At 52.0% G+C, this 25,060-nt stretch carries 28 protein-coding genes and 1 pseudogene; 11 read left to right on the plus strand and 18 right to left on the minus strand.

Annotated elements, in window-relative coordinates; genetic code table 11:
* Positions 1-7: 7 nt before the first annotated feature.
* The 6 genes from AC0TN7_RS07845 to ymcF form a co-directional block, all read right to left on the minus strand.
* The gene (locus AC0TN7_RS07845; RefSeq protein WP_024907243.1) at positions 8-814 is read right to left on the minus strand and encodes an ABC transporter permease; all 807 of its coding nucleotides are present in this window, start codon (positions 812-814) and stop codon (positions 8-10) included.
* On the minus strand, positions 804-1,742 hold the full coding sequence (locus tag AC0TN7_RS07850) for an ABC transporter permease (protein WP_407820461.1): 939 nt from the start codon (positions 1,740-1,742) through the stop codon (positions 804-806). The genes AC0TN7_RS07845 and AC0TN7_RS07850 overlap by 11 nt, the downstream gene beginning before the upstream one ends.
* A gap of 7 nt (positions 1,743-1,749) precedes the next feature.
* The gene (locus tag AC0TN7_RS07855) at positions 1,750-2,763 is read right to left on the minus strand and encodes an ABC transporter ATP-binding protein (protein WP_407820431.1); all 1,014 of its coding nucleotides are present in this window, start codon (positions 2,761-2,763) and stop codon (positions 1,750-1,752) included.
* A gap of 17 nt (positions 2,764-2,780) precedes the next feature.
* A complete protein-coding gene (ydcS, locus tag AC0TN7_RS07860; RefSeq protein ID WP_024907240.1) occupies positions 2,781-3,926 on the minus strand; it encodes a putative ABC transporter substrate-binding protein YdcS in 1,146 nt (381 codons plus the stop codon).
* Between the two features lie 271 nt (positions 3,927-4,197).
* Complete coding sequence (locus AC0TN7_RS07865) at positions 4,198-5,607, minus strand: aminotransferase-like domain-containing protein (RefSeq protein WP_473702007.1); 1,410 nt, start codon at positions 5,605-5,607, stop codon at positions 4,198-4,200.
* An 82-nt stretch (positions 5,608-5,689) separates the two neighbouring features.
* On the minus strand, positions 5,690-5,878 hold the full coding sequence (gene ymcF, locus AC0TN7_RS07870) for a cold shock small protein YmcF (RefSeq protein WP_473702008.1): 189 nt from the start codon (positions 5,876-5,878) through the stop codon (positions 5,690-5,692).
* 459 nt (positions 5,879-6,337) lie between these two features.
* Here ymcF and AC0TN7_RS07875 point away from each other — a divergent pair, with 459 nt between their 5' ends.
* From AC0TN7_RS07875 to hslJ, 6 genes are all read left to right on the plus strand, one after another.
* The gene (locus AC0TN7_RS07875) at positions 6,338-6,709 is read left to right on the plus strand and encodes a hypothetical protein (protein WP_024907237.1); all 372 of its coding nucleotides are present in this window, start codon (positions 6,338-6,340) and stop codon (positions 6,707-6,709) included.
* Positions 6,706-7,200, plus strand: a complete 495-nt coding sequence (locus tag AC0TN7_RS07880) for a DUF3828 domain-containing protein (protein WP_473702009.1) — start codon at positions 6,706-6,708, stop codon at positions 7,198-7,200. Before AC0TN7_RS07875 ends, AC0TN7_RS07880 begins: the two co-directional genes overlap by 4 nt.
* A gap of 120 nt (positions 7,201-7,320) precedes the next feature.
* Complete coding sequence (locus AC0TN7_RS07885; RefSeq protein ID WP_048991971.1) at positions 7,321-8,721, plus strand: cytochrome ubiquinol oxidase subunit I; 1,401 nt, start codon at positions 7,321-7,323, stop codon at positions 8,719-8,721.
* On the plus strand, positions 8,721-9,731 hold the full coding sequence (cydB, locus tag AC0TN7_RS07890) for a cytochrome d ubiquinol oxidase subunit II (protein ID WP_090416744.1): 1,011 nt from the start codon (positions 8,721-8,723) through the stop codon (positions 9,729-9,731). Before AC0TN7_RS07885 ends, cydB begins: the two co-directional genes overlap by 1 nt.
* Positions 9,731-9,859 carry a DUF2474 domain-containing protein gene (locus tag AC0TN7_RS07895; protein ID WP_008501283.1) on the plus strand — a complete coding sequence of 43 codons (129 nt, stop codon included), beginning with the start codon at positions 9,731-9,733 and terminating at the stop codon, positions 9,857-9,859. The genes cydB and AC0TN7_RS07895 overlap by 1 nt, the downstream gene beginning before the upstream one ends.
* Before the next feature lie 128 nt (positions 9,860-9,987).
* A complete protein-coding gene (gene hslJ, locus AC0TN7_RS07900) occupies positions 9,988-10,425 on the plus strand; it encodes a heat shock protein HslJ (RefSeq protein ID WP_048991967.1) in 438 nt (145 codons plus the stop codon).
* On the opposite strand, the gene AC0TN7_RS07905 is transcribed toward hslJ, so the two are convergent.
* Positions 10,426-10,692 carry a putative hemolysin gene (locus AC0TN7_RS07905; RefSeq protein ID WP_024907232.1) on the minus strand — a complete coding sequence of 89 codons (267 nt, stop codon included), beginning with the start codon at positions 10,690-10,692 and terminating at the stop codon, positions 10,426-10,428.
* A 271-nt stretch (positions 10,693-10,963) separates the two neighbouring features.
* On the opposite strand from AC0TN7_RS07905, the gene nifJ reads away from it, so the two are divergent.
* From nifJ to AC0TN7_RS07920, 3 genes are all read left to right on the plus strand, one after another.
* On the plus strand, positions 10,964-14,488 hold the full coding sequence (nifJ, locus tag AC0TN7_RS07910; protein WP_048991965.1) for a pyruvate:ferredoxin (flavodoxin) oxidoreductase: 3,525 nt from the start codon (positions 10,964-10,966) through the stop codon (positions 14,486-14,488).
* Positions 14,489-14,876: 388 nt separating this feature from the next.
* A complete protein-coding gene (gene ompC / locus AC0TN7_RS07915; protein ID WP_032647495.1) occupies positions 14,877-15,986 on the plus strand; it encodes a porin OmpC in 1,110 nt (369 codons plus the stop codon).
* 147 nt (positions 15,987-16,133) lie between these two features.
* A complete protein-coding gene (locus AC0TN7_RS07920) occupies positions 16,134-16,259 on the plus strand; it encodes a hypothetical protein (protein ID WP_268987792.1) in 126 nt (41 codons plus the stop codon).
* 64 nt (positions 16,260-16,323) lie between these two features.
* Here the strand turns inward: AC0TN7_RS07920 and AC0TN7_RS07925 are convergent, their stop codons facing one another.
* The 9 genes from AC0TN7_RS07925 to AC0TN7_RS07965 all read right to left on the minus strand — a co-directional run bounded on the left by AC0TN7_RS07925 (position 16,324) and on the right by AC0TN7_RS07965 (position 22,157).
* On the minus strand, positions 16,324-16,401 hold the full coding sequence (locus AC0TN7_RS07925; RefSeq protein WP_223239581.1) for a hypothetical protein: 78 nt from the start codon (positions 16,399-16,401) through the stop codon (positions 16,324-16,326).
* 68 nt (positions 16,402-16,469) lie between these two features.
* On the minus strand, positions 16,470-16,892 hold the full coding sequence (locus AC0TN7_RS07930; protein ID WP_032647497.1) for a GFA family protein: 423 nt from the start codon (positions 16,890-16,892) through the stop codon (positions 16,470-16,472).
* 3 nt (positions 16,893-16,895) lie between these two features.
* On the minus strand, positions 16,896-17,093 hold the full coding sequence (locus tag AC0TN7_RS07935) for a hypothetical protein (protein ID WP_023312007.1): 198 nt from the start codon (positions 17,091-17,093) through the stop codon (positions 16,896-16,898).
* A 90-nt stretch (positions 17,094-17,183) separates the two neighbouring features.
* On the minus strand, positions 17,184-18,215 hold the full coding sequence (locus AC0TN7_RS07940) for a methyltransferase (protein WP_407820432.1): 1,032 nt from the start codon (positions 18,213-18,215) through the stop codon (positions 17,184-17,186).
* A 258-nt stretch (positions 18,216-18,473) separates the two neighbouring features.
* A complete protein-coding gene (locus AC0TN7_RS07945) occupies positions 18,474-18,923 on the minus strand; it encodes a hypothetical protein (protein WP_090416736.1) in 450 nt (149 codons plus the stop codon).
* Between the two features lie 153 nt (positions 18,924-19,076).
* On the minus strand, positions 19,077-19,517 hold the full coding sequence (locus AC0TN7_RS07950; protein WP_024907226.1) for a VOC family protein: 441 nt from the start codon (positions 19,515-19,517) through the stop codon (positions 19,077-19,079).
* A gap of 72 nt (positions 19,518-19,589) precedes the next feature.
* Entirely contained in the window at positions 19,590-19,934 is a 345-nt protein-coding gene (locus tag AC0TN7_RS07955; RefSeq protein WP_048991959.1) for a DUF1294 domain-containing protein, read from the minus strand.
* Between the two features lie 95 nt (positions 19,935-20,029).
* Complete coding sequence (locus AC0TN7_RS07960) at positions 20,030-21,553, minus strand: EAL domain-containing protein (RefSeq protein ID WP_157189268.1); 1,524 nt, start codon at positions 21,551-21,553, stop codon at positions 20,030-20,032.
* Positions 21,554-21,836: 283 nt separating this feature from the next.
* Complete coding sequence (locus AC0TN7_RS07965; protein WP_090416733.1) at positions 21,837-22,157, minus strand: cupin domain-containing protein; 321 nt, start codon at positions 22,155-22,157, stop codon at positions 21,837-21,839.
* A 141-nt stretch (positions 22,158-22,298) separates the two neighbouring features.
* Here AC0TN7_RS07965 and AC0TN7_RS07970 point away from each other — a divergent pair.
* A pseudogene (locus tag AC0TN7_RS07970) lies at positions 22,299-22,367 on the plus strand (hypothetical protein); the annotation flags it as partial.
* A 313-nt stretch (positions 22,368-22,680) separates the two neighbouring features.
* Positions 22,681-23,352, plus strand: coding sequence for an SOS response-associated peptidase (locus tag AC0TN7_RS07975; RefSeq protein WP_473702010.1), 672 nt, complete (start codon positions 22,681-22,683; stop codon positions 23,350-23,352).
* A gap of 59 nt (positions 23,353-23,411) precedes the next feature.
* Here AC0TN7_RS07975 and AC0TN7_RS07980 read toward each other — a convergent pair whose 3' ends face one another.
* Both AC0TN7_RS07980 and AC0TN7_RS07985 read right to left on the minus strand, forming a co-directional pair.
* Positions 23,412-23,768, minus strand: a complete 357-nt coding sequence (locus AC0TN7_RS07980) for a nuclear transport factor 2 family protein (RefSeq protein WP_473702011.1) — start codon at positions 23,766-23,768, stop codon at positions 23,412-23,414.
* Between the two features lie 247 nt (positions 23,769-24,015).
* Positions 24,016-24,981, minus strand: coding sequence for a hypothetical protein (locus tag AC0TN7_RS07985; protein ID WP_006326560.1), 966 nt, complete (start codon positions 24,979-24,981; stop codon positions 24,016-24,018).
* Positions 24,982-25,060: the final 79 nt, after the last annotated feature.

Below are 25,060 nucleotides of genomic sequence, written 5' to 3' on the forward strand. Positions count from 1 at the left end.
ATCGAAGTTATTTCCCGCCACCAGCGATGTTCTCGCCGTCGCGGGTGAGCCACCAGGCTCCCAGAATGGGGAGAGTTGTCACCAGCATCACCAGCAGAGCAACGACGTTGGTGACCGGCACGTCGCGTGGACGCCCGAGCTGATTGAGCAACCACAGCGGTAACGTGCGCTCGTGTCCCGCGGTAAACGTCGTGACGATGATCTCGTCAAACGACAGGGCAAATGCCAGCATTCCCCCGGCCAGCAGCGCGGAACCCAGATTGGGCAGCACCACATAGCGGAAGGTTTGCCATCCGTCGGCCCCGAGATCCATCGACGCTTCCACCAGGCTCCAGGAGGTGCGTCTGAATCGGGCAATCACGTTGTTAAACACCACCACCACGCAGAAGGTGGCGTGTCCGACCACGATGGTGAAAAACCCCGGCTCAAGGTTGATGGTTTTGAAAGCCGTCAGCAGCGCCAGGCCGGTGATGATCCCCGGTAACGCAATCGGTAACAGCAGCAGCAGAGAGATCGCATTCTTGCCAAAAAACTCGCTTCGCCACAGCGCCGCTGCAGCAAGCGTGCCAAGCACAAGGGCAATTGCGGTAGATAGCGCGGCAATTTGAAGTGACAACGTCACGGATTCAATAATATCGCCGCGCCCCGCCGCCACGCTAAACCATTTCAGCGTCAGCCCCTGCGGCGGAAAGCTGAAGGCGGCGTCTTCGGTGTTGAAGGCGTAGGTCGCGATAATCAGCAGCGGGAAGTGCAGGAAGATGACGCCTCCCCACGCTGCCACTTTCAGGAACAGCGGTGCGCGTTCAGAGTGCATCGAATGCTCCCAGACGTTTCACGAACGCCAGATAAAGAGAAATCAGCACGATGGGCACCAGCGTGAACGCGGCGGCCATGGGCATGTTGCCAATGGCACCCTGCTGCGAGTAGACCATGTTACCGATGAAGTAGCCCGGCGGCCCCACCAGCTGCGGAACGATGAAATCTCCCAGCGTCAGAGAAAAGGTGAAGATTGAGCCCGCCGCAATGCCCGGAATGGCCAGCGGCAGAACGACATAGCGAAAAGTCTGGCGAGGACGCGCGCCAAGGTCGGCTGAGGCCTGCAGCAGCGAGGCAGGCAGGCGTTCCAGCGCCGCCTGGACCGGCAGGATCATAAACGGCAGCCAGATATAGACGAAGACCAGAAACCGTCCCAGCCCGGAGGTGGACAAGGTGTTGCCGCCAATTGACGGGAGCGTAAGGAGTGAGGTCAGGATCGGCTCCAGCCCCATATGACTAAGAAACCACTGCGCTACCCCGTCCTTCGCCAGCAGCAGCGTCCAGGCATAGGCTTTGACGATGTAGCTCGCCCACATTGGCAGCATCACGGCGATATAGAAAAACGCTTTCCACTTGCCGCGGGTGTATCGTGCCATGTACCACGCCATCGGGAATGCCAGGATAGCGCTGGCAATGGTCACCGCAATCGCCATCGTTAACGTGCGCAGGATGATGTCGTAGTTTGCCGGGTTGAAGAGCGCCAGAATGTTCGCCAGGGTCAGGTCCGGCGTGACGGCCATGGTGAAATCGTCAAAGGTGTAAAACCCCTGCCACAGCAGCGTCAGCAGCGATCCTAAATAGACGATGCCAAACCACATCAGCGGCGCGAGCAGAAGCAGGAACAGGCCGAGCGACGGCTTGCGCCAGAACAGTGCGGTCATGCGGCTTAAGCGGCCGCGCGAGGCGGGAGGATGCGCGACACTCATATCCATTTCACCTCTCCTCGTGCAGGCGAATCATCGCCTCGCGTGACCATGACGCCATGACCGCCTGCCCCGGCGCAATGCCGCTCAGCGACGAGGTTTCACTGAGATTAGCCTGGCTCACCAGCAGTTTGGCACCATCGGTGAGCTTTAGCTCCAGACGCGTGGCCGCCCCCTGATACTGAACGGCCTGCACGACGCCCTGAACCTGAACGTCTCCGCCCTCATTAAGGCGAATATGTTCCGGGCGCAGGGAATAGCTGCCTTCCATGCCGCATATTTTCTGCGCAAGGCCCGCATCGAAGACGTTAGAGGTGCCGACAAAACCGGCAACAAACGGCGTGCGTGGACGCATGTAGAGATCGCGCGGGGTATCCACCTGCTCGATGCGCCCGTTATTGAACACCGCCACCCGATCTGACATGGAAAGGGCCTCGCCCTGATCGTGGGTGACAAAAATAAAGGTGATACCAAGTTCCTGCTGAAGCTTCTTCAGCTCAAACTGCATCTGTTCCCGCAGCTTGAGATCGAGCGCCCCTAAAGGCTCGTCCAGCAGCAGGACGCGCGGTTCATTCACCAGCGCGCGGGCAATGGCGACACGCTGACGCTGGCCGCCGGAAAGTTGAGAAGGTTTGCGGGCAACGGCAAAGCTGAGGCCCACTTTTTCCAGGGCATCACGGGCCTGGGCATGGCGTTTTTTCTTGTCGACGCCTTTGACCATTAGCCCGTAGGCGACATTGTCGAGGATCGACATATGCGGGAACAGCGCGTAGTCCTGAAACACGGTGTTCACATCCCGCTCCCAGGGAGGCAGCTCGCTCGCCTCTTTGCCGAAGATAGAGATCGTCCCGCCTGACAGCTGTTCAAAACCGGCTATCAGGCGCAGGCAGGTGGTTTTGCCGGAGCCCGAAGGCCCCAGCATGGAGAAAAACTCTCCGTCACGAATCGCAATGGTGACCCCATCCACCGCCCGTACGTCGCCGTACAGGCGGGAAACATTGTTAAACTCGACCGCGTACGTCATGTTCTGCTCCCGGGCAATTAACGACCGCCCATGATGGCGATGTAATCCTGCGTCCAGCGGCTGTAAGGGACAAATTTGCCGCCTTCTGCGATGGGGGTTTTCCAGAACATGATTTTGTCGAACTCATTATAACCGTTTGTTTCACAGCCTTTATCGCCCAGCAGCGTGCTGGCTTTACACCCTTCCGGAACCACGGGCAGGGAACCAAACCATGCTGCCAGATCGCCCTGCACTTTCGGCGTCAGCGACCAGTTCATCCATTTGTAGGCGCACATCGGGTGTTTAGCCTGCGCGTGGAGCATGGTGGTGTCCGCCCAGCCGGTTACCCCCTCTTTCGGGAAGACGGTAGCAATGGGCTGGTTCTCGGCCTTCAGAGCATTCGCCTGATACGGCCAGGCGCTGGAGGCCACGACGCCTTCGTTTTTGAAGTCGCTCATCTGAACGGTGGTGTCGTGCCAGTAGCGGTGGATCAGGGCATGCTGGTCGCGAAGCACCTTAAGCACGGCGGCATACTGTGCTTCGGTGAGCTGGTACGGGTCTTTAATACCCAGCTGCGGCTGCGTGGCTTTGACGAACAGCGCCGCATCGGCGATATAAATCGGGCCGTCATACGCCTGTACGCGTCCCTGATTGGTTTTACCGTCCGGCAGATCCTGTTTAGTAAAGACCACGCTCCAGCTGTCCGGCGGCGTCGGGAAGGTTTTGGTGTTGTACATCAGCAGGTTTGGCCCCCACTGGTACGGCGTACCGTAGACCTTGCCCCCGACGTTAAACCATTCTCCTTTCACAATCCGTTCGTCGAGGGTTTTCCAGTTGGGGATGAGGTCGGGGTTAATCGGCTGGACGCGTTTGCCCATGATCAGTCGCAGGGAGGCGTCACCCGAGGCGGTGACCAGATCGTATCCCCCCTTCGCCATCAGGCTGACCATTTCATCCGATGTGGCTGCCGTTTTGACGTTGACCGCACACCCGGTCTCTTTTTCAAACTGGGTGACCCAGTCGTAGTTTTTATCCGTCTGTCCCCGCTCGATGTATCCCGGCCAGGCGATAATATCCAGTCGACCTTCCCCGTCGCCAATGGCCTTGGGGGGTTCTGCGGCTTGCGCTGTCATGATAGTCATGCCGAGCGCACACAGGCTGCTGCGGGCAAAATTTTTGCTCATAAGAGTTACTCCTGTCGCAATGAAATTTAGCGGCAGCCGTGCCGTAAAAATATCTCCCTTATTAAACGTAGACCGCGCAAATGCGCCGCACCGTACGGCTTCAGGAAATTTCATCAAGGTGTGACCGAGGGCGCATTCCCCGTTAACTGGATTATAGACAAGGAGTTAGGCGCGAGAGACGGTATGCAGATTTCCTATGACAGGTCACCGCGAAATATTCGCAGTGCCGTCATCAGGATAAGAATTGATTATTTAAATAACGGAGAAAGGATTATTCCAGCATCGTGCTAATTAATTTCCCTAACTGAATGACCGCCTGCTCTTCCCGCTCTCCCCAGGCCCAGGAGGTATTAAAACGAAAGAATGGCGTCCATGCGTCAGAGGTAGAAAACATCTTTCCGGGAGCAATGCTGATGTGGTGCGTTAAGGCCTTTTCGCTCAGCAGCCCCGCATCCAGCTGTGCCGGAAGCTCCAGCCACAAAAAATAGCCGCTGTCGTTATGGTGAATTTTGACGCCGGCAGGCATATGGCGCAGAAGTGACTGCCAGGCCTGCTGCTTTCGCTCGGCCAGCGTACGCCGCAGGCGGCGCAGGTGAGCGTCGTAGCGTTTGGTCGCCAGGTAATCCACCAACGCCAGCTGCATGGGAGAACTGGTTGAGAGCGTGCTCATCAGCTGTAGCTGCTGAATGCGCCGCGCGTGTTTTCCTGCCGCCACCCAGCCGATGCGAAAACCGGCCACCAGACATTTTGAAAAGGACGAGCAGTGAAGCGTCATGTCCTGACGATCCCACGCTTTCGCCGGGAGCGGCTTATCGCGGCCAAAATAGAGTTCGCTGTAGACGTCATCTTCAATCAGGGGGACATTGTGCTGCGTTAACAGCGCGACAAGCTGCGCTTTTTTCTCCGCGCTCAGCGTGAAGCCGAGCGGGTTTTGGCTGTTGGTCATGATCCAGCAGGCTTTAACCGGGTACTCATTCAGCGCCTGTTCAAGGGCATTCAGGTCAATCCCCTCGCGGACGTCTGTCGCAATCGACAACGCCTTAAGCTTCAGGCGTTCCAGCGCCTGCAGCGCGCCGTAGAAACAGGGGTTTTCGACAATCACCCAGTCACCCGGCTCGGTCACCGCCTGCAGGCTGAGATTCAGCGCCTCGAGGGCGCCTGCGGTGATCACGATCTCTTCCGGGGAGATGTTCATCCCCTGCTGCGCGTAGCGACGGGCAATGGCGTGGCGGAGATCGACGTTACCCGGCGGCAGGTTCTCAATCACGCTCATCGCCGTCGCGGTTTTACTGACGTTCGCCAGCGAGCGGTTGAGCTGCTGAAGCGGGAAAAGACGGGGATCGGGAAACGCGGAGGCAAAAGGAACAACGGACGGGTCGCGGCTGGCCTGTAAGACATCGAAGATATAGGTATTGATATCCACCGCTTCGTCACGCATCACCTGAGCGGGTGGCGCAGGCTGGTGTACGGTCGGGCGCGAGGCAACGTAATAGCCCGACTGCGGTCTGGCGACAATGCGCCCCTGACTTTCCAGCATCTGATACGCGTGGCCAACGGTCATAAAACTCATGCCGCTGCTTGCCACCTGCTCTCGCAGGGAAGGCAGCTTATCGCCCGGCAGCCATACGCCAAGCTCAATCTGCGAGATAATTTGTTGCGCCAGACGCTGGTATTTTTTCATCAGATTCTCCTTATGACCGACAGTGTATATCAGCAGGAGAAAAAGAGAAGATTTAGCTAACTGTTATAGTCTGGAAGATGAATTACTTACGGTATTCGGTCACGTGGCTCTGAGCGGAATGCACGGCGGCCAGGTGGTCGAGCGTGATCATCGGCGATTTGCAAAAAATGCATTTCGCGCCAAACGGGTTTTTCTCAGACACATCAAAGGCTGAGGTACGGTACTGCGAACCATGGCAGCATGGGCAGCGAAAATGGATATAAGAAGTCATAGGATTCTCCTGAAACGTTAAAACGTAAATTACTAATGGGCCGATTGGGCATAATGGTTTTAAACAAAACGAATCGGAATGTAGATAAAGACCCAAGAGAGGCTGCGGAGAAGCACAACGTGATGAGAACTGCTTTATAAAACTACGTCAGATATTTATTTGGACTCAAAACCAGAAGACCATTAACGCACGGCGCTGACGACAAAGCAAGCGGTTTAATGCGGAAAATTCATAAAAAGAATGTTTTTATTCCCTGATGCTCGTCCAGCTTTTTAAATATTGATGTTTACAATCCTCGACCATACATACATAACCACATGAAATATAAACATAATATATAACATTTTTTGCCTACTCATCTCACCAACCACAGAGTATTAACAACAGGCTAATGAACACTCTGCTACTTGTCTTGCTCAAGCAGGAATTGCGCCCTTACCTTACAGAAAGGAATTATCAATGAGTTGGAATAAAGACGCGGCTGTTTCTTACCTCCGCTCGCATGCGCTTGGACACTCTCATAACGAATGCGCGAAGTTTACACGTCGTGCCATAATCGCTGGCGGCATTACGCTTGAACGCACACATGATGCGAAGGATTATGGACCAAAACTTTTGCGTGCAGGTTTTAGGGAGATTCCTCCCGGTTCGACGTTGCTTAGCGGAGATGTCGCTGTAATTCAGCCCTATCCTGGGGGAAATTCAAGCGGCCATATGACAATGTTCGACGGCACCCGGTGGATCTCAGATTTTACCCAGCTCAGTATGTACCCCGGGCCGGGTTACCGCCGCGCACAACCAACCTATAAGATTTACAGGATGAGTAGATGATGAGGGGGATTATAATTACTTTGCCGTTATTATTATCAGCTTGTACGTGCGTACCTCAGCAGAATGCTGCCGAACGAGCGGAAGAATTTTATTCCACATATCTGACGTTTTTTGCGGAAAGTGATGGTGAATACCCTCAGCTTAGAGAGTACGTTGCGGCAGATACACTATCCCGACTTAACGAGATAGAGTCGATTCCTGAACAGGAAATCCTGGGGTCAGATTATTTCGCTTATATTCAGGATTATGATCCCTCCTGGGTGAAGCGGCTTGAGGTTGGTGTGGCGCATCAGTTCATCAATGGCGAAGTTCTTCCTGTCAGGATTGGTATTGAGAACGGCGGGTTTCTTAATCTTGAAGTCTATATGCGTCGTGAAGACGGAAAGTGGAAAATTTACCGCGTGAGTGACGTAACCGATCGCTACGAGCACCCCATATTTAATGCTGGAGCAATTACTCGAGCAAAGTCATTAGCGGAAAGCGGACTTTAAGCACATCTATAAATAATACACTGGCAAACTGTTATAGGTAAATATGCCGGGTCTGTTTCTGCAACCCAGAGCTAGCGCGGCTTAGAATGGCATCGACATAATTACATCGCGGAGTTTTGCATGTTTGGTTTAGATGCTTTTCACCTTGCACGGATACAGTTTGCCTTTACCGTGTCCTTTCACATTATTTTCCCGGCCATCACCATTGGTCTCGCAAGCTACCTTGCCGTGCTCGAAGGGCTGTGGCTAAAAACAAAAAATCCGGTCTGGCGCTCCCTGTACCATTTCTGGTCGAAGATTTTTGCCGTCAACTTTGGCATGGGCGTGGTCTCCGGGCTGGTGATGGCCTACCAGTTTGGCACCAACTGGAGCGGCTTTTCGCAGTTTGCGGGCAGTATTACCGGCCCGCTGCTGACTTATGAAGTGCTTACCGCCTTCTTCCTCGAAGCCGGTTTCCTCGGCGTAATGCTGTTCGGCTGGAACAAAGTCGGGCCGGGACTGCACTTTTTCGCCACCTGCATGGTGGCGCTGGGAACCATCATTTCCACCTTCTGGATCCTCTCCTCGAACAGCTGGATGCAGACCCCGCAGGGCTATGAGATCGTCAACGGTCAGGTGGTACCGGTAGACTGGTTCGCCGTGGTGTTTAACCCCTCCTTCCCATACCGCCTGCTGCACATGTCTATAGCCGCGTTCCTGAGCAGCGCCCTGTTTGTGGGCGCATCGGCGGCATGGCATCTGCTGCGCGGCAATAATACCCCTGCCATCCGCGCGATGTTTTCGATGGCGCTGTGGATGACGCTGATTGTCGCCCCCATACAGGCCATGGTTGGCGATATGCACGGGTTGAACACCTTAAAGCACCAGCCCGCTAAGATCGCCGCCATTGAAGGCCACTGGGAAAACCCGCCGGGTGAGCCAACACCGCTGCTGCTGTTTGGCTGGCCGGATATGGAGCAGGAGCGCACCCGCTTTGGGCTGGAGATCCCCGCGCTCGGCAGCCTTATTCTTACGCACAGTCTGGATAAACAGGTACCGGCGCTGAAAGAGTTTCCAAAGGAAGACCGCCCGAATTCCACCATCGTCTTCTGGTCGTTCCGCATTATGGCGGGTCTGGGCATGCTGATGCTGCTGCTTGGGGTGACGGCTCTCTGGCTGCGCTATAAAAAGCGCGTTTATTCTTCCCGATCTTTCCTGTGGTTTGCGCTGTTGATGGGACCATCCGGGTTGATTGCTATTCTGGCCGGGTGGATCACCACCGAAGTGGGCCGCCAGCCGTGGGTGGTCTACGGACTCCAGCGAACGAAGGATGCGGTGTCTGCCCATGGCGATCTGCACATGAGCGTGAGCCTGCTGGCCTTCTTCGTCGTCTATACCTCGGTATTCGGCGTGGGTTACAGCTATATGGTGCGCCTCATCCGAAAAGGGCCGCAGCCGCATGAGTCTTTCGCCACCGAGTCCGACGGACGTCCGGCGCGCCCGCTTTCTGCCGTCACAACTGAACACAAGGAGCAGCCATAATGGGTATCGATCTCTCCATTATCTGGTTTGTCATTATCGTCTTTGCCACGCTGATGTATATCGTCATGGACGGTTTTGATCTGGGGATCGGCATTCTGTTCCCGGCAACGCAAAACGCCGACGATCGCGACGTGATGGTCAACAGCGTCGCGCCGGTCTGGGACGGAAATGAGACCTGGCTGGTGCTCGGCGGAGCCGCCCTGTTCGGCGCGTTTCCGCTGGCCTATGCGGTCATCGTTGATGCCCTGACCATTCCGCTGACGTTAATGCTGATCGGACTTATTTTCCGCGGGGTGGCATTTGAGTTTCGCTTTAAAGCCACCCCGGCTCACCGTCCCTTCTGGGATAAGGCGTTTATAGGCGGTTCAATTCTGGCGACGTTTACCCAGGGCGTAACGGTAGGCGCCGTCATTAACGGCTTTGCCGTCACCGGTCGGGCCTATACCGGCGGCCCCTTTGACTGGTTTACCGCGTTTAACCTGTTTTGCGGCGCGGGGCTGGTGGTGGCTTATGCGCTGTTAGGCTCGACCTGGCTGGTGATGAAAAGCGAAAACGCATTGCAGCAGCGGATGCGTGAGGTGTCGAAAACGCTGTTAATCGTGCTGCTGGCGTTTATTGCGGCGATCAGCCTCTGGACGCCGCTGGCGCAACCGGCCATCGCTGCGCGCTGGTTTACGCTGCCGAATCTGTTTTATCTGCTGCCCGTCCCGGCGCTGGTCGTGATGTTTAGCCTGTACCAGTGGCGCTGCCTGAATAATCCCGACAGCCATAGCCGTCCGTTTATTCTGACGCTGGGGCTGATCTTCCTCGGCTTTAGCGGGCTTGGGATCAGCATCTGGCCGCATATCATTCCACCGTCGATCACCCTGTGGCAGGCGGCCGCACCGACGCAAAGCCAGGGCTTTATGCTGGTGGGCGCGCTGTTGATCATTCCAGTTATTCTGGTCTACACCTTCTGGAGCTACTACGTATTTCGCGGCAAAGTTCAGCATGGGGAGGGTTATCACTGATGCAACAACCGGTCTGGAAAAGATTGCTGTGGCTGGCCATTATCTGGGGCGGCAGCGTACTGGCGCTGGCTGCTGTCAGTATGCTCTTCCGTATGCTGATGACGGCGGCAGGGTTTAAATCGCATTAACGTCATTCCGGGCAACCGCTGCGTTGCCCGGTACCTCCCCCCGCACTTTCAGATAAACCCCATTAACGCACGGCAGAGTATCGTTACACTGGAAAAAGATTCACAGTATTTATAGTTTGAGAAGAAAAATGAAAAAGCTCATTGCGTTAGGTGTTATTAGTCTTGTCCTTACCGGGTGCGTTAATCCGGGTAAAGCCTCCGTTCAGCCGGAGCAACTTCAGAACCACCGCTTTGTGCTGGAAAATGTAAACGGTAAGGCAGTGAAGAGTGCGACAACGCAACCTGAGATCGGTTTTAGCGCGCTGCCAGATATCAGCCTGGTTAATAACATCAGCGTTTCTGGCCAGATGTGTAACCGCTTCAACGGACAGGGGAAATTGTCCGAAGGCGAGCTTAAGGTTAAAACGCTGGCCATGACGCGCAAGCTATGTACTGAACCGCAGCTGAATGAGCTGGATCAGGCCATCGGCGACATGCTGCGCAAAGGGGCGCAGGTCGACCTGACTGAAGACCAGTTAACGCTGGCGACGGCCGATAAAACGCTGATGTTTAAGCGTGCAGAATAATCAGTAGTTACCGCAGCTTCCAACGGCAAGCGACTGTTCGCTACAGCGTTTGCCATTTGGCAAGGCGCACATCCCAATAGCAGAACCATCCAGCTGACGGGCGACGGACAGAGAACCGCCAATCATTGCGCAGTTAGCCTGACCCGAGCTGGACATCGCCGCCTTCATTCCCGGCGCCACGTGGGCTGCCGTTGCCTGCTGAACGGGTTCACTGCTACATGCCGACAACAATAATGCGGCACACCCTAACCAAAATGCTGAGCGCATGCTCTCTCCCCCATGAATAAAGCGAAACCTATGCATAATAGGCATCACATCCCGTGTCGTCGAGAGCGAAAGTGCGTATTTATGCGCTTCAGAAACAATTTCTCGCAATTTTTTCGCCAAAAGTTTGATCTACTCATTGATGGCGAGAATACCGAGGACACAAAAGCGAAAATCGTAAAATCACCCATTTGCTAGAATACACAGATAATATTCAGGGTTTGTTGCCGTAATACAGACCCCTATTTTTTGCGCAATGTAAGGGTGTTGTCCTATGCAAACTATTGACGGTAATGGTGCAGTTGCCTCAGTCGCGTTTCGCACCAGTGAAGTTATCGCCATCTACCCAATTACGCCAAGTTCTACCATGGCTGAGCAGGCGGACGCCTGGGCGGGTAACGGGTTAAAAAACGTCTGGGGCGATGTCCCGCGAGTGGTTGAAATGCAGTCGGAAGCCGGTGCGATTGCCACGGTGCACGGCGCGCTTCAGACCGGCGCGCTTTCCACGTCGTTTACCTCTTCTCAGGGATTGTTGTTAATGATCCCGACGCTGTACAAACTCGCCGGGCAACTGACCCCCTTCGTTCTGCACGTCGCGGCGCGTACCGTTGCCACCCACGCGCTCTCTATCTTTGGCGATCACTCTGACGTGATGGCCGTACGCCAGACCGGCTGCGCGATGCTGTGCGCCAGCAGCGTTCAGGAAGCTCAGGACTTTGCCTTAATTTCGCATATTGCCACGCTCAAAAGCCGCGTGCCGTTTATTCACTTCTTTGATGGTTTCCGCACCTCTCACGAAATCAACAAAATCGTCCCGCTGGCCGACGATACTATCCTGAATCTGCTTCCGCAGACGGACATCGACGCGCATCGCGCCCGGGCCCTTAACCCTGAACACCCGGTTATTCGCGGCACATCGGCGAACCCCGATACCTATTTCCAGTCCCGCGAGGCCACGAACCCGTGGTACAACGCGGTTTACGACCATGTTGAACAGGCGATGAATGACTTTGCCGCCGCGACCGGCCGGGAATACAAACCCTTTGAGTACTACGGCCATCCACAGGCGGAACGGGTCATTGTGTTGATGGGCTCGGCCATCGGCACCTGCGAGGAAGTTGTTGATGAGCTGCTGACGCGCGGCGAAAAAGTTGGCGTGCTTAAAGTACGTCTCTATCGTCCGTTCTCGGCGAAACATCTTCTCTCTGCGCTGCCGGAGACCGCGCGTACCGTTGCGGTGCTCGATCGCACCAAGGAGCCGGGCGCCCAGGCGGAACCGCTGTATCTGGATGTGATGACTGCTCTGGCCGAGGCCTTTAATCACGGCGAACGTGAAACGCTGCCGCGCGTGATCGGGGGTCGCTATGGGTTATCGTCCAAGGAGTTTGGTCCGGACTGCGTGCTGGCGGTATTCAACGAGCTCAGCGAAGCGAAGCCCAAGCCGCGCTTTACCGTCGGCATTTATGATGATGTGACGAATCTGTCCCTGTCGCTGCCGGAAAACACCCTGCCCTCAACCGCCAAACTTGAGGCGCTGTTCTATGGTCTGGGCAGTGACGGCAGCGTCTCTGCGACCAAAAACAACATTAAAATCATCGGTAACTCCACGCCGTGGTACGCCCAGGGGTATTTTGTCTATGACTCCAAGAAAGCCGGCGGTCTGACCGTTTCCCATCTGCGGGTGAGCGAACAGCCCATCCGCTCTGCGTATCTTATTTCTCAGGCTGATTTTGTTGGCTGTCACCAGCTGCAGTTTATCGATAAATACCAGATGGCCGAGCGCCTGAAGCCCGGCGGTATTTTCCTCCTGAATACGCCATACAGCGCGGACGAAGTCTGGGCGCGCCTGCCGCAGGAAGTTCAGGCGGTGCTAAACCAGAAAAAAGCCCGTTTCTATGTGGTTAACGCCGCAAAAATTGCCCGCGAATGTGGCCTTGCTGCACGTATTAATACCGTAATGCAGATGGCCTTCTTCCATCTGACCAATATCCTCCCGGGCGACAGCGCGCTGGTAGAACTGCAGGGTGCGATTGCTAAAAGCTATAGTAGCAAGGGCCAGGAGCTGGTCGAACGTAACTGGCAGGCGCTGGCGCTGGCGCGCGAGTCGCTGTTCGAAGTCCCGCTGCAGCCGGTCAATGCCGCAAGTCCGAACCGCCCTCCGGTCGTGTCCGATGCGGCGCCTGATTTCGTGAAGACCGTGACGGCGGCGATGCTGGCCGGGCTGGGTGATGCCCTGCCCGTCTCTGCGCTGCCGCCAGATGGCACCTGGCCGATGGGCACCACCCGCTGGGAAAAACGAAACATCGCCGAAGCGATCCCCATCTGGAAGGAAGAGCTGTGTACCCAGTGCAACCACTGCGTGGCAGCCTGCCCGCACTCTGCCATACGTGCCAAGGTGGTTGCACCGGAAGAGATGGAAACTGCACCAGCCAGCCTGCATTCGCTGGATGTGAAATCCCGCGATATGCGCGGACAGAAATACGTTCTGCAGGTCGCGCCGGAAGATTGCACCGGCTGTAACCTCTGCGTCGAGGTCTGTCCCGCGAAAGACAGGCAGGATCCGGATATTAAAGCCATCAATATGATGTCGCGTCTGGAGCACGTTGAAGAGGAGAAGGTAAATTATGACTTCTTCCTGAATCTGCCGGAAATCGATCGTAGCAAACTGGAACGCATTGATATTCGTACGTCACAGCTGATTACGCCGCTGTTTGAGTATTCCGGAGCCTGTTCCGGCTGTGGTGAGACTCCGTATATCAAACTGCTTACCCAGCTGTACGGTGACCGCATGCTGATTGCCAACGCTACTGGCTGTTCGTCTATCTATGGTGGTAACCTGCCCTCCACACCGTACACCACTGACGCCAACGGTCGCGGTCCCGCGTGGGCAAACTCGCTGTTCGAGGATAACGCCGAATTCGGCCTGGGTTTCCGCCTGACCGTTGACCAGCACCGCGCACGCGTGATGCGCCTGCTGGAACAGTTTGCCGGGCAGATCCCTGCTGAGCTTAATGACGCGCTTCACGCGGACGCATCGCCTGAAGAACGTCGTGAGCAGGTTGCTGAGCTGCGTCGCGCGCTTCAGGGCGTGGCGGGCGCTGAACAGCTGCTGACCGACGCTGACGCCCTGGTCGAAAAATCGATCTGGCTGATTGGTGGTGACGGCTGGGCTTACGATATCGGCTTTGGCGGACTGGATCACGTGTTGAGCCTGACTGAAAACGTCAATATCCTGGTTCTGGATACACAGTGTTATTCCAATACCGGTGGCCAGGCGTCGAAAGCCACACCGTTAGGCGCTGTGACGAAATTCGGTGAACACGGTAAACGCAAGGCGCGCAAAGATCTCGGTGTGAGCATGATGATGTACGGTCACGTTTACGTCGCGCAAATCTCGCTGGGTGCCCAGCTTAACCAGACGGTAAAAGCCATCCAGGAAGCGGAAGCGTATCCAGGCCCGTCGCTGATCATTGCCTACAGCCCTTGTGAAGAGCACGGCTACGATCTGGCACTCAGCCACGATCAAATGCGACAGCTGACCGCGACCGGCTTCTGGCCGCTGTACCGGTTCGACCCGCGCCGTGCGGACGAAGGTAAGTTACCGCTGGCGCTGGATTCACGTCCGCCGTCAGATGCCCTGGCCGAGACGTTGATGCAGGAACAACGCTTCCGTCGCCTTAACGCGCAGCAGCCGGAAGTGGCCGAACAGCTCTGGAAAGACGCCGCGGCCGATCTGCAAAAACGTTATGATTTCCTGGCGCAGCTGGCGGGTAAAGCCGAAAAATCGACCAGCGACTAGTTTCTCAGCCCGGCGTGTCCGGGCTTTTTTTTGCCACAAAAAAACCCGGTGTATTCACACCGGGCGAATCCAGATAATCAATAAATATCTATTTAGTTTCCTAAACATTATTCACGCGAATTATGGATAAATAATCTTAAAGGCATATAACGCCGCCAAGAATAGCTTAATTAATGCCTGATTAATAATTTTAATTTATTATGTTTTGCATTAATACATTCATCAAACAGATGACCATTACCATTGATTTATTCGGTTTAGATTTTACTTAGTTCGTAACAATTATAATTTATTACTCTTACACAGGAGTGATTTAGCATGAGACAACTTTCTCACTCGGAAAGTTCAACAGGTAATTAAATAAAAACAACTGCAAAGGAATATCACAATGCAAAGAAAAGTACTGGCCCTGATGATTCCGGCTCTGTTAATGGCTGGCGCAACTCATGCAGCAGAGATTTATAATAAAGACGGCAACAAATTAGATCTGTACGGAAAAGTAGATGGTCTGCACTATTTCTCCGATGATAAAGGCGCTGACGGGGATCAAACCTATATGCGTCTGGGCTTCAAAGGCGAAACCCAGATCAACGACATGATGACCGGCTACGCACAGTGGGAATACAACATTCAGGCCAATAACACCGAAGGGTCTGATAACCAGTCCTGGACGCGTCTGGCCTTCGCCGGTGTGAAGGTGGGCGACTACGGTTCCTTCGATTACGGTCGTAACTATGGCGTGCTGTACGACGTGGAAGGCTGGACCGATATGCTGCCTGAGTTCGGCGGTGACTCCTACACCAAAGCCGACAACTTCATGACCGGCCGTGCCAACGGCGTGGCCACCTACCGTAACACCGACTTCTATGGTCTGGTGCAGGGGCTGAACTTTGCGCTGCAGTATCAGGGCAAAAATGAAGACGCCAGCAACAACCAGGAAGGCACCAACAACGGTCGCGACACGCGTCACGAGAACGGCGACGGCTTCGGTATCTCGACTACCTATGACTTCGGCATGGGCATTACCGCAGGTGCAGCCTACACCTCTTCTGACCGTACCAACGAGCAGGTGATGAATACCACCGCGGGCGGCGACAAAGCGGATGCATGGACTGCGGGCCTGAAATATGACGCCAATAACATCTATCTGGCGGCAATGTATTCTGAAACCCGCAATATGACGCCGTACGGTGATAACACCGACGCCGTGGCGAACAAAACCCAGAACTTCGAAGTGACCGCGCAGTACCAGTTCGACTTCGGCCTGCGTCCGACCCTTTCATACCTCCAGTCTAAAGGTAAGGATCTGGGCAACGGTCAGGGCGATCAGGATCTGGTTAAATACGCTGACGTAGGCGCGACCTACTACTTCAATAAAAACATGTCCACCTACGTTGATTACAAAATTAACCTGCTGGATGAAGATGACAGCTTCTACAAAAACAACGGCATCGGCACGGATGATGTCGTCGCGTTAGGTCTGGTTTACCAGTTCTGATTGCCAGAGCCCGCATTATGATGCGGGCTCAATTTTTTTTGAAGTACGTCACAAAAGACAGTTTCAGAAAAGGGTTGGTTGAAGGTAAGTTGAAAGAAAACGGGTTAAACTCAGGTGATAGCCCTTTCGTCACTAAGGATAACAGCGTTGTTTGGTCGTGTATCCCTTGCCGTACTTGCCCTTTTAGCCGTGCTGTGGATGGCGTTAATTTTTGATTTTGCTGATATTGTCGGGCATCTCGGCGCTGTGTTAACCCACCTGGATGGCGGTTAACAGGTTTTCCTGGAAAATAAAAAGCCACCAGCAGTGCCGGTGGCGGATAAACGCACAGGTCGCGTTATTTTTTCACCGGTTGAGGCTTTTTATCACCTGATTCAGGCGCCTCTCGCGGATCGTCTTTTTCAACACAGAGCATAGTCTCTCCTGTTTCAGATAACCACCCTCCACTATAGCCAGGCTGATTAAAGAATGGCCAGGCGGCAATTACGCCTCAACTGTCCCTTTCTTGCGAAAAGAGAGATAGCCAAACACCCCGCTGTCTCCATCCGAGGGATGGTTTACCCCGTCCATTACCTTCACCTCAGAGAAATCGAACGGTGAGACGTTTTCAAAGCAGGCAACATTCACGCCGTATTCGTTTGGATTGGAACGCCGCTGATGGAACGTGTAGATCCCGCACACCGAGCAGAAGAAGTGCCGTGCCGTTCCCGTGTTAAAACGGTACTCCGTGAGCTTATCCTCACCTTTTGTCACGGTAATCCCTGACAGCGGCGCAGAGACGACGACCGCACCCCGCATGCGACAAAAAGAACAGCTGCAGCGCCGCGCGGTATTCAGGCCATCCGTGAGCGCAACGGTAAAGGCCACCGCACCGCAATGGCACTGCGCATTACGACATTCAGCCATAGGCTATACCCCTTTTCTCACCAGCTCGGCGGCTTTCACGAAAACCTCGTCTTCTACACCATCGCCTTTTTGCCTGCCAAGCCTGACCAGCTCATCGACAATACTGTTGCGATGGATCGGTTTCTGCGCTGAAACCAGCCCAATGACGGCGGCCCCAATCGCCAGCCCCACTAATCCGGTTTGTTCATCTTTGTTTTTCATATTCATGCTCCTGGTACAAGAGACAAGCGTAGCAGGAATACGGTAAAACGGAATGCCGGGCACATGCTCTGTGAATATTGTTTAAACAGTTCAGGCAGGTACGACTTCTAAAATCGACAGATACGAACGGGTGTCTATTATTTTGTTCAACTTCAGATTGCTCTGTTCAAACAAGGCCTGATACTCAGACTCTGTTCGTGCCCGCCCTCCATCAAAGCTTGTTAACAGAAGAAGGTCAATTTCAAATCGTCCCTGTTCATTATTTTCTTTTTTAATAAGCGGCTCAAAAATTAATAGCCGGGAGTTTTCTTTCATAGCCTTTCTGCAGCATTGAAGGATCTGAATGGCCTTCTCATCAGGCCAGTCCATCAAAATATATTTAAGCAGGTAAATGTCCGCTACAGGACAGGCTTCAAAAAAGCTCCCCTCAACGGTCTTCCATCGACGATTATCCTTTAACAGGTGCAGTCGATTCCGCTCAAGCACGTCTTTTTGATCGAAGAGGATCCCCGTTAAGGTCGGATTTCGACGTAAAACGGCCAACAATAAGTTACCCAGCCCACCGGCGATATCGGCAACGACTGCGTTTTGAGGGAACGAATAGCTATCTGCGATGACTTCATTCTCTACGGATGACATAGAGGCCATACCCGCATGAAAAATGTTGCTGTCAGTCATCGTGTCATCATGCTGCCAGTAGTCGTAAAAAGGCTTGCCAAACAAATCATTAAAAACAGGTTTGCCTTGCAATATTTCATCCATTTTAGCCGCTGGCTGCCAGAATGTTGGGTCTGTCAGCATGAGCACCGCCGCACGCAAGGAAAATTCATGCTCAGAACAGAGGAATTGTGCTGAATGGCTAAGACTGTATTCAGCTTCAGATAATTCGTTGAACACCCCGCGAGAGGACAATAAGCGCATGATCCGATGAAGATAGTCGCCATCGACATTAAGCTCCTCCGCCAGTTGCGTAACGGATTTTTTTCCTTCAACCAGACGATCTGCGACCCCTAATACCGCGACCGCCCTAAGTGCTGCCTGCCAGACAAAACCCATGCTTTGCTCTAACAGACACATTCCCTCTTTACGGCTTAGTAAATCCAGACTATTACGTTGCGACATATTCTGCTCCTTACCAGTAAAGATGTGCTGAACAACTAAAACGCCGCTAGCAAGCGTAAGTCTGGTAGTGAGCTTTATCCATAATGTCAGAAAGGATTATTTGTGCGGTTTCGTACCGTTTAGCATACAGTCCATTTCAATACGTAAAAAAACAGGGCCACTTACTCCTTATTTTGATTAATAACACCACGACACTATTATTTCATAAATGATTACCATGATAGAAGTAATACCTGTCGCGAGACAGACATTTCATCGTTAGAATCTCGGTGCCAGCCCGTATTTTGGCGTTTTGATATTTGCCGCCCAAATTTTGATATCGTTTTGCAGGAGAATAGTGAAATCAGATTTCAAATGCGTCACCATGCCATTGACGCTGTCCGCATCCACCACTGAAAAATGTTCAATTCTGTTCTGCCCTATCTGAACACAATCATATTTGGCGGGCAGGATTTTACCATTCACATTTAGCGGAAGGTTATTATCACCACAAAGGCCTTCAGTAATATATGACACCAGCAAGTTAGCGGATTTTCGCCCTGGCTGAGAAACACTCACCATGACGGGAAAGCCTTCCGAGGTTTGTGTCATATCATAAAGGACCGCATTTTTGATATACCAGGTATTATATTCCCGTTCCTGAAAAGCAGACCAGGAAGGCGCAGAAAAGACAGACAGCACTGCCAGTATAATAGAATTTATTTTCATGGGATGTTGTCTTCCTTGTTGTTGCACGTATTATTCAGATTGTGCAAAAAACAGCAACCACTTAAGAATAGTCCTACTACTATTGGCAGTGATGGAGGATTAATTAACGACGTGCGATGCGCCCCATTTCTTCGTTCCGGACGTTTACCCGCGTTATTTATCCCGATTCATCGTTCGAATCGCTTCCAGACCGACACGCTGTCCAAATGACAGCTCTAACGTATTGCCATCGGGATCGGCAAAAAAGACATAGTAGCCGACGGGATCGCCTACGTTCTCAGGCGCTTTCCTTAGCACGCCTTCAGCGGTGGCCATCGCGGTTTTTCTGTCAATTTCTTCGCGGGTCGCGCAGGCAATACCCAGATGCCCGAAGCTACCCAGCGGCGTATCGGTCACGGTATCGGCCTGTACAAGAACAAGTGCAAAAGGACGAGTATGGTCGCTAAGCCATGCCACTTTTCTTGCATCAGGCATATCGGGTTCACGTAAATGAATGACCTCCATACCGGCATAGCGACGATAGAAGGCTATACTCTTTTCCAGGTCTCTGACCATAAACGCGACATGAGTGAAACCTACATCAATCTCTTTCATTTTAAGATGTTACTCCCTTATCAACGTGGTGCTGGCATCTTAAAAGCTCAAGTTAACTTGATGTCAATACGTTCATAAAGAAGAAACAGGAGAGAAATGATAAAGCACCGCCATCATGCCGATGCTGACCACGACGCTTAAGAAAAAGTAGGTTTTGAAGGGCTGCTTTTGGGTTTTATGGCGAAAAAGCTGCTGGCCCACAATGGCGCCAGGCCAACCTCCTGTCACGCCAAATACCAGCAATGTAGCTTCCGGTACCCTGCGCATCCCTTTACGCGCCGCCATTTTATCAGCGCCATACAGAGCCAACGTCAGCACATTGATCAGCAGAAACCACATCACCACAGGATTCGAGGCCAGAAAGCTACCGATCGCAGCAAAGATTAGGAGTAAGTAACAAAAGCGATTGAGGGTCATAGCACAAGCCACCGGGTTGTTGAGCGGTTTTGGAAGAGGGAGTATACGCTATCTTAGAAATGTTTCAGGCTGAAACGCTGATTGCGGGTTAAACCTCATTCCACCCTCACTTTAACTTTTGGCTTCGACAAGAGAACTTTGAGCAGCTCCTTGAAAGGAAGAGGTTTATAGAAGAAAAAACCCTGTAAAAAACGGATATGATTGCGCGTGAGGTAATCAAGCTGCTCTTCTGTTTCAACACCTTCCGCCACGATACTAATTGAAAGTTTTTTTGCCAACTCCAGCACCGAATCCAGGATCAACGTTGAATCCTCATTCGCGTTAACCCTGGCAACAAAGCTTTGGTCGATTTTAATGTAATCAATATGCAGCGCTTGCAGATAGGATAGACCTGAGTATCCCGTACCAAAGTCATCCAGGGCAATAGCAAATCCGTTGTTATGCAGCTCATTCAGCGTCTTAACGAGATGTTCATCGATGTGGAGCGGTTCGCGCTCGGTCACCTCAACGACAAGATTAAGATCCTGTTGAATAAAACTGTGTTTGTAGTGGAGGCACTCTTCAACAAAGGTGGACGCAACGATATGAGAAGCGCTGAAGTTCATTCCTACGTGAAACCCTTCTGGCAGCAACGTTGAAATAGAATTCATCTGCTTTGCAACCTGTCTCATTAAACTTTGAGTTAACGGAATAATTAACCCTGATTTTTCAGCGAGAGGAATAAAGGATGCGGGAGAAATAAACCCCGATTGCGGATGCTTCCATCTGGCCAGCACTTCTACGCCACGCAAGGTGCCCTCTTTTCCGCTCACGACGGGTTGGTAATAGGGAATAATTTCATTTCTGTAGATGGCAGTACGCAGAGATTCCTCAGGCGAAATATCCTTAGAGAGATAACGCTGCAAAAGATAAGCAGGAAGAGAGGAAATGAGCAACAGAAATAACAACACCCCACCGGCCTGGTCGAATAATCTCGTCAGGCTAAACAGAGGCGGAGCGTTAAATTGAATCGCGAAAGGAAAATCAGCATCTTTTACCGTTAGTACATCTTTGTTCGAATGGGCTGCCGTCAACACATCGCCTGATTGGCCTAAGATACGATCGCCGACGTTCAGTGAATATCCCACGCCGCGTAATGGCATATTCAATGCATCGCGGATATGGCTGTCACTGATGCTCACCATGATCCGGCTTCCGGCATGATTTGTCTGGTATAAGAGAACCGGCAGGCCGTTGACCGTACTTTTCGCTGGAACGAGTAGTAACGATGCTGCAGGCAGCGCAGAGCCGTTAACCAACAACACGCGGTTTCCCGGTAAGGAGGAGCACCAGACCGCATCTTTTTTCAGAATAACGATCGTTCTCAGATGTGGTTGTAATGCCGCTTCAGTGCCGAGCCGATACTGTCCTTCAGCATCACACTCATTCTCAGCAAGCTGCATTGCAATCTGGGTCGCATGACGGGCTTCTTTAAGAATGACGTTCATGTTCCGCACGACATAGTGCGCCCCTGCAAAACTGTCAGCCCGTGCAGAATACCAAACCTGTAAATTGATAATAAAAACGCCCAGCAAAAATATTGCCGTGGCTGCAGCTACGGGGATAGATGCATGGCGCATTTAGGGTTCTCGATTAGAGTGAAGTAACCGCTTCAGCGATGCTGAAGCGATTGAATTGTCATCGTCTTAATCATGGTAGATAACATAATAATTACCATGTCAGGCGTCGAAAATTTTCATTCAGACCCGAATATTTGGTCTGCTCCCATGGCGCAATAAACAACATCATCGAGGGGAAAGATATAAGGCCACCGAATGGCAGCCCTGCTGATACGTTTTCATTAATTTCAGGTAGACTGAGAGCCAGATCAAAACGACACCCTGACACTTCATCGCAAGCCGCTTAAAGCGAGGCCACTTCCGTTTCTGGTAAATCAATGATAACCAGTGTGCCAAAACTGCCTGTTTCGACAGTATGGGGAGTGCCAGCTTTGGCTACATAAAGTTGTCCAGACGTCACAGAGATTTTTTTACCCTTCACGCTCAGCTCCAGACGCCCATCAATGACCAGTAACCCCTCGTCATACTCATGAACCTCTTCAATCACTGAGCGTTCATCCATTCGTAAAACTTTGAGATTCGCAGTTCCAATGCGGCCTAATACATGAGAGTGCCAGGCCTCCGGTAATGCAAGTGCTTCGGTTTTGAGGTCATAAAGCGACATAACGTCATTCCTTTTGATGTTCGTTTAACGCTCTTATGCCATACAAGTTTCCTCCCGTCATAGAACAAATATGGAAAACCAGGACGAGTAATGTGCTATAGGAGGCCTTGAAACCACAGCGCACGCTGACAGTGTTGCAACGCCAGATATAACCTCGCTGCAAAACGTGCTGGTATTCGCCGCCGGAATCCGTACCATACGCGGCATACAATTTTTGCCCCTGCTGGCTCCGAAGGTAGTACTCAATGCAAGAGAATCAAGAGATTAACAAAAAAGAGCAATACAACCTGAATAAGCTACGCTGATTTTGCCAACTCATTGATATCATTTTCTTTTTCATTTAAATCAATTAGTTATAGCATAATAGTTTCTCCCTAAAGCTACCCAGAACTACAATTTTAGTGCCCTTTTTTTGCCCCTATTTCGCATTTTTGCCCCTAAATTTGCCCCTAACTTTAGCCAGTGCGCCACCCTTATTCTCCCTGCCCTATACTTTAAGTCTGACATCTGGTTCGAGGTTTCTATGTGTGGACGCTTTGCACAAGCTCAAACGCGTGAAGAATATCTGGCTTACCTGGCCGATGAAGCCGATCGCGACATCGCATACGACCCTGAACCTATTGGACGTTACAACGTGGCGCCAGGTACCAAAGTTCTGTTGCTGAGCGAACGTGACGAGCAGCTGCATCTCGATCCGGTCCTGTGGTCTTACGCGCCCGGGTGGTGGGATAAAGCACCATTGATAAACGCGCGTGTCGAGACAGCGGCCACCAGCAGGATGTTCAAACCTCTCTGGCAGCATGGCCGGGCAATCTGCTTTGCTGATGGATGGTTCGAGTGGAAGAAGGAAGGCGACAAGAAGCAGCCATATTTTATTCACCGGGCAGACGGTCAGCCGATCTTTATGGCCGCGATCGGCAGTACGCCATTCGAACGCGGCGATGAAGCAGAAGGTTTCCTGATAGTGACGTCTGCAGCTGACAAAGGACTGGTCGACATTCACGACCGTAGGCCACTGGTTCTGTCGCCTGAAGCGGCCCGGGAGTGGATGAGCCAGGATATAGGCGGAAAAGAGGCTGAAGAGATAGCGGCCGACGGTGCTGTGCCATCAGACAAGTTTATCTGGCACGCTGTGACGCGCGCCGTGGGTAATGTGAAGAACCAGGGGCCGGAGCTAATCGAGGCAGCACGATAAAAGGTAAAAAAGACCAGGCACGTCCTAAATGAGCAGGGAGCGGACGTTGTATTTGATACTTACACGCTTTGTGCCTCAGGTGTTCCCTGATGGAATACCAATTTCCATTGCCCGTTTTCAGATACTTCCCAGCATGACGAACGAAGGGATGCACGACTACCATCTGGATTGACAGTTCTGTAGTGCAATATTGCGAATTTCTCTCCAGCGCTGATAAGCCGGAAATCACTACCAAGAATAGCGGGCACGCTATCTTCATCCGACAGGGCTTCAATAGTCTCTGCACGATCAACTAATACGCCTGAACGCGTTATTTCGCTAAATCTCTCATGGAGTATCTGTTCAAGCCATTCCCGATCTTTTCGCCTGCTGCCATGAAGAGAACATTCGAGTCTTTTTAAAGTATCCAATAGCATAATGTTTGCCCTCATCACAATCGAACATTAACTCTTAAGGCAATAATCGTTGGAATGCAACTTCCGTTACCGGCACAGTTCTAATGCGAACTGTGGTGCTGAGGTTCTGCTATGAGCGAAAAGCGGGCATTAACGCCCAATTAAAGTGTGAAGCACGTATTCACCATACTCAATTTGAATACCTTAATCACTAAATTTGAACCAAACTGAAAATGCCAAGCGTGCTGAGCCATTCTTAAATTGTTTGTTATATTTCAAGCACGACAGAGTCAATAGACAACCTTGAGTTATCAGAAATATCCTCGACAAACTCAGCCCACGTACCTCTCTCGACTCTTCGACTGCAATAATGCGAAGTAGCCCTAATGAAGCCAATAGCGACGTCATACAAATCTTGGATAAATTCTTCTATAATAGCTTCGTTGTTGTCACCGTAGGATAAAAATATAGAGTCACGATAGTTCGCTTTACCACGGTATCTAAATGCCTGAATAAGGAAATTAACTTGTCCTTTTTCTAGTGCGTGATCGCGAACTTCGCGAGCAGCTTTCGTGCGAAAGTTGTCAACACCAAGAGCTTTGAAATCACGAGAAGTTCTCACCCTCTCTTCTGTTTCCCACTTTTTGTAGCCATGAGTCCCCTTTAGATAGGAAACCAGTGCACCATGAGCAGTTTCATTATCATAAGCTCTATCATTCAGGTCGAAACGGTTAGCACCTCTATATGCAGCAATCTCGGCATCAGCAGTGTTTGAAACTAAACTAGTTAGAAGAAGATTAAATGGATATGGGATAAGTTCTTTTTCCGCGATATCTGACTGCCAAACTTTTGCTGTGGCTGTATGTGTCTCTTGAATAGAACCAGAAGATGCTGCAACCATCGCGCTAGCGGAAAAATAGATACTGTAATACCAAGAAATAATAGCTGAACGACATATGTCATATTTATCTTCGACATCTTTATTCATACTTTTCAAAGATGACAGATTATGTAAGGCCATCATTGTGTTCTCAAACACAAGCGTATCAGCTTCACGATTGACAGGTCTACGTTGTACCCGAGCATATAAATCATTTAGTTTATCATCGGCACAAGCGCCACCGTTAACGACTTCGGCAAGGGCCCTCATCCAATTTACAGTCCCCTGAAACGCAAACCGGGGCTCTGCCTGATCACCGGCTTCAAATAGCCTGTCTAATAGCCACTTACTCATGATAAACCTTTGAGAATGTGCGGTTATTCAGCGGAAAAATCTGTATCTAAACACGGACTTTTCCACGTTTGTAAATTTA

It is taken from the genome of Enterobacter sp. PL_is511, assembly GCF_055816065.1.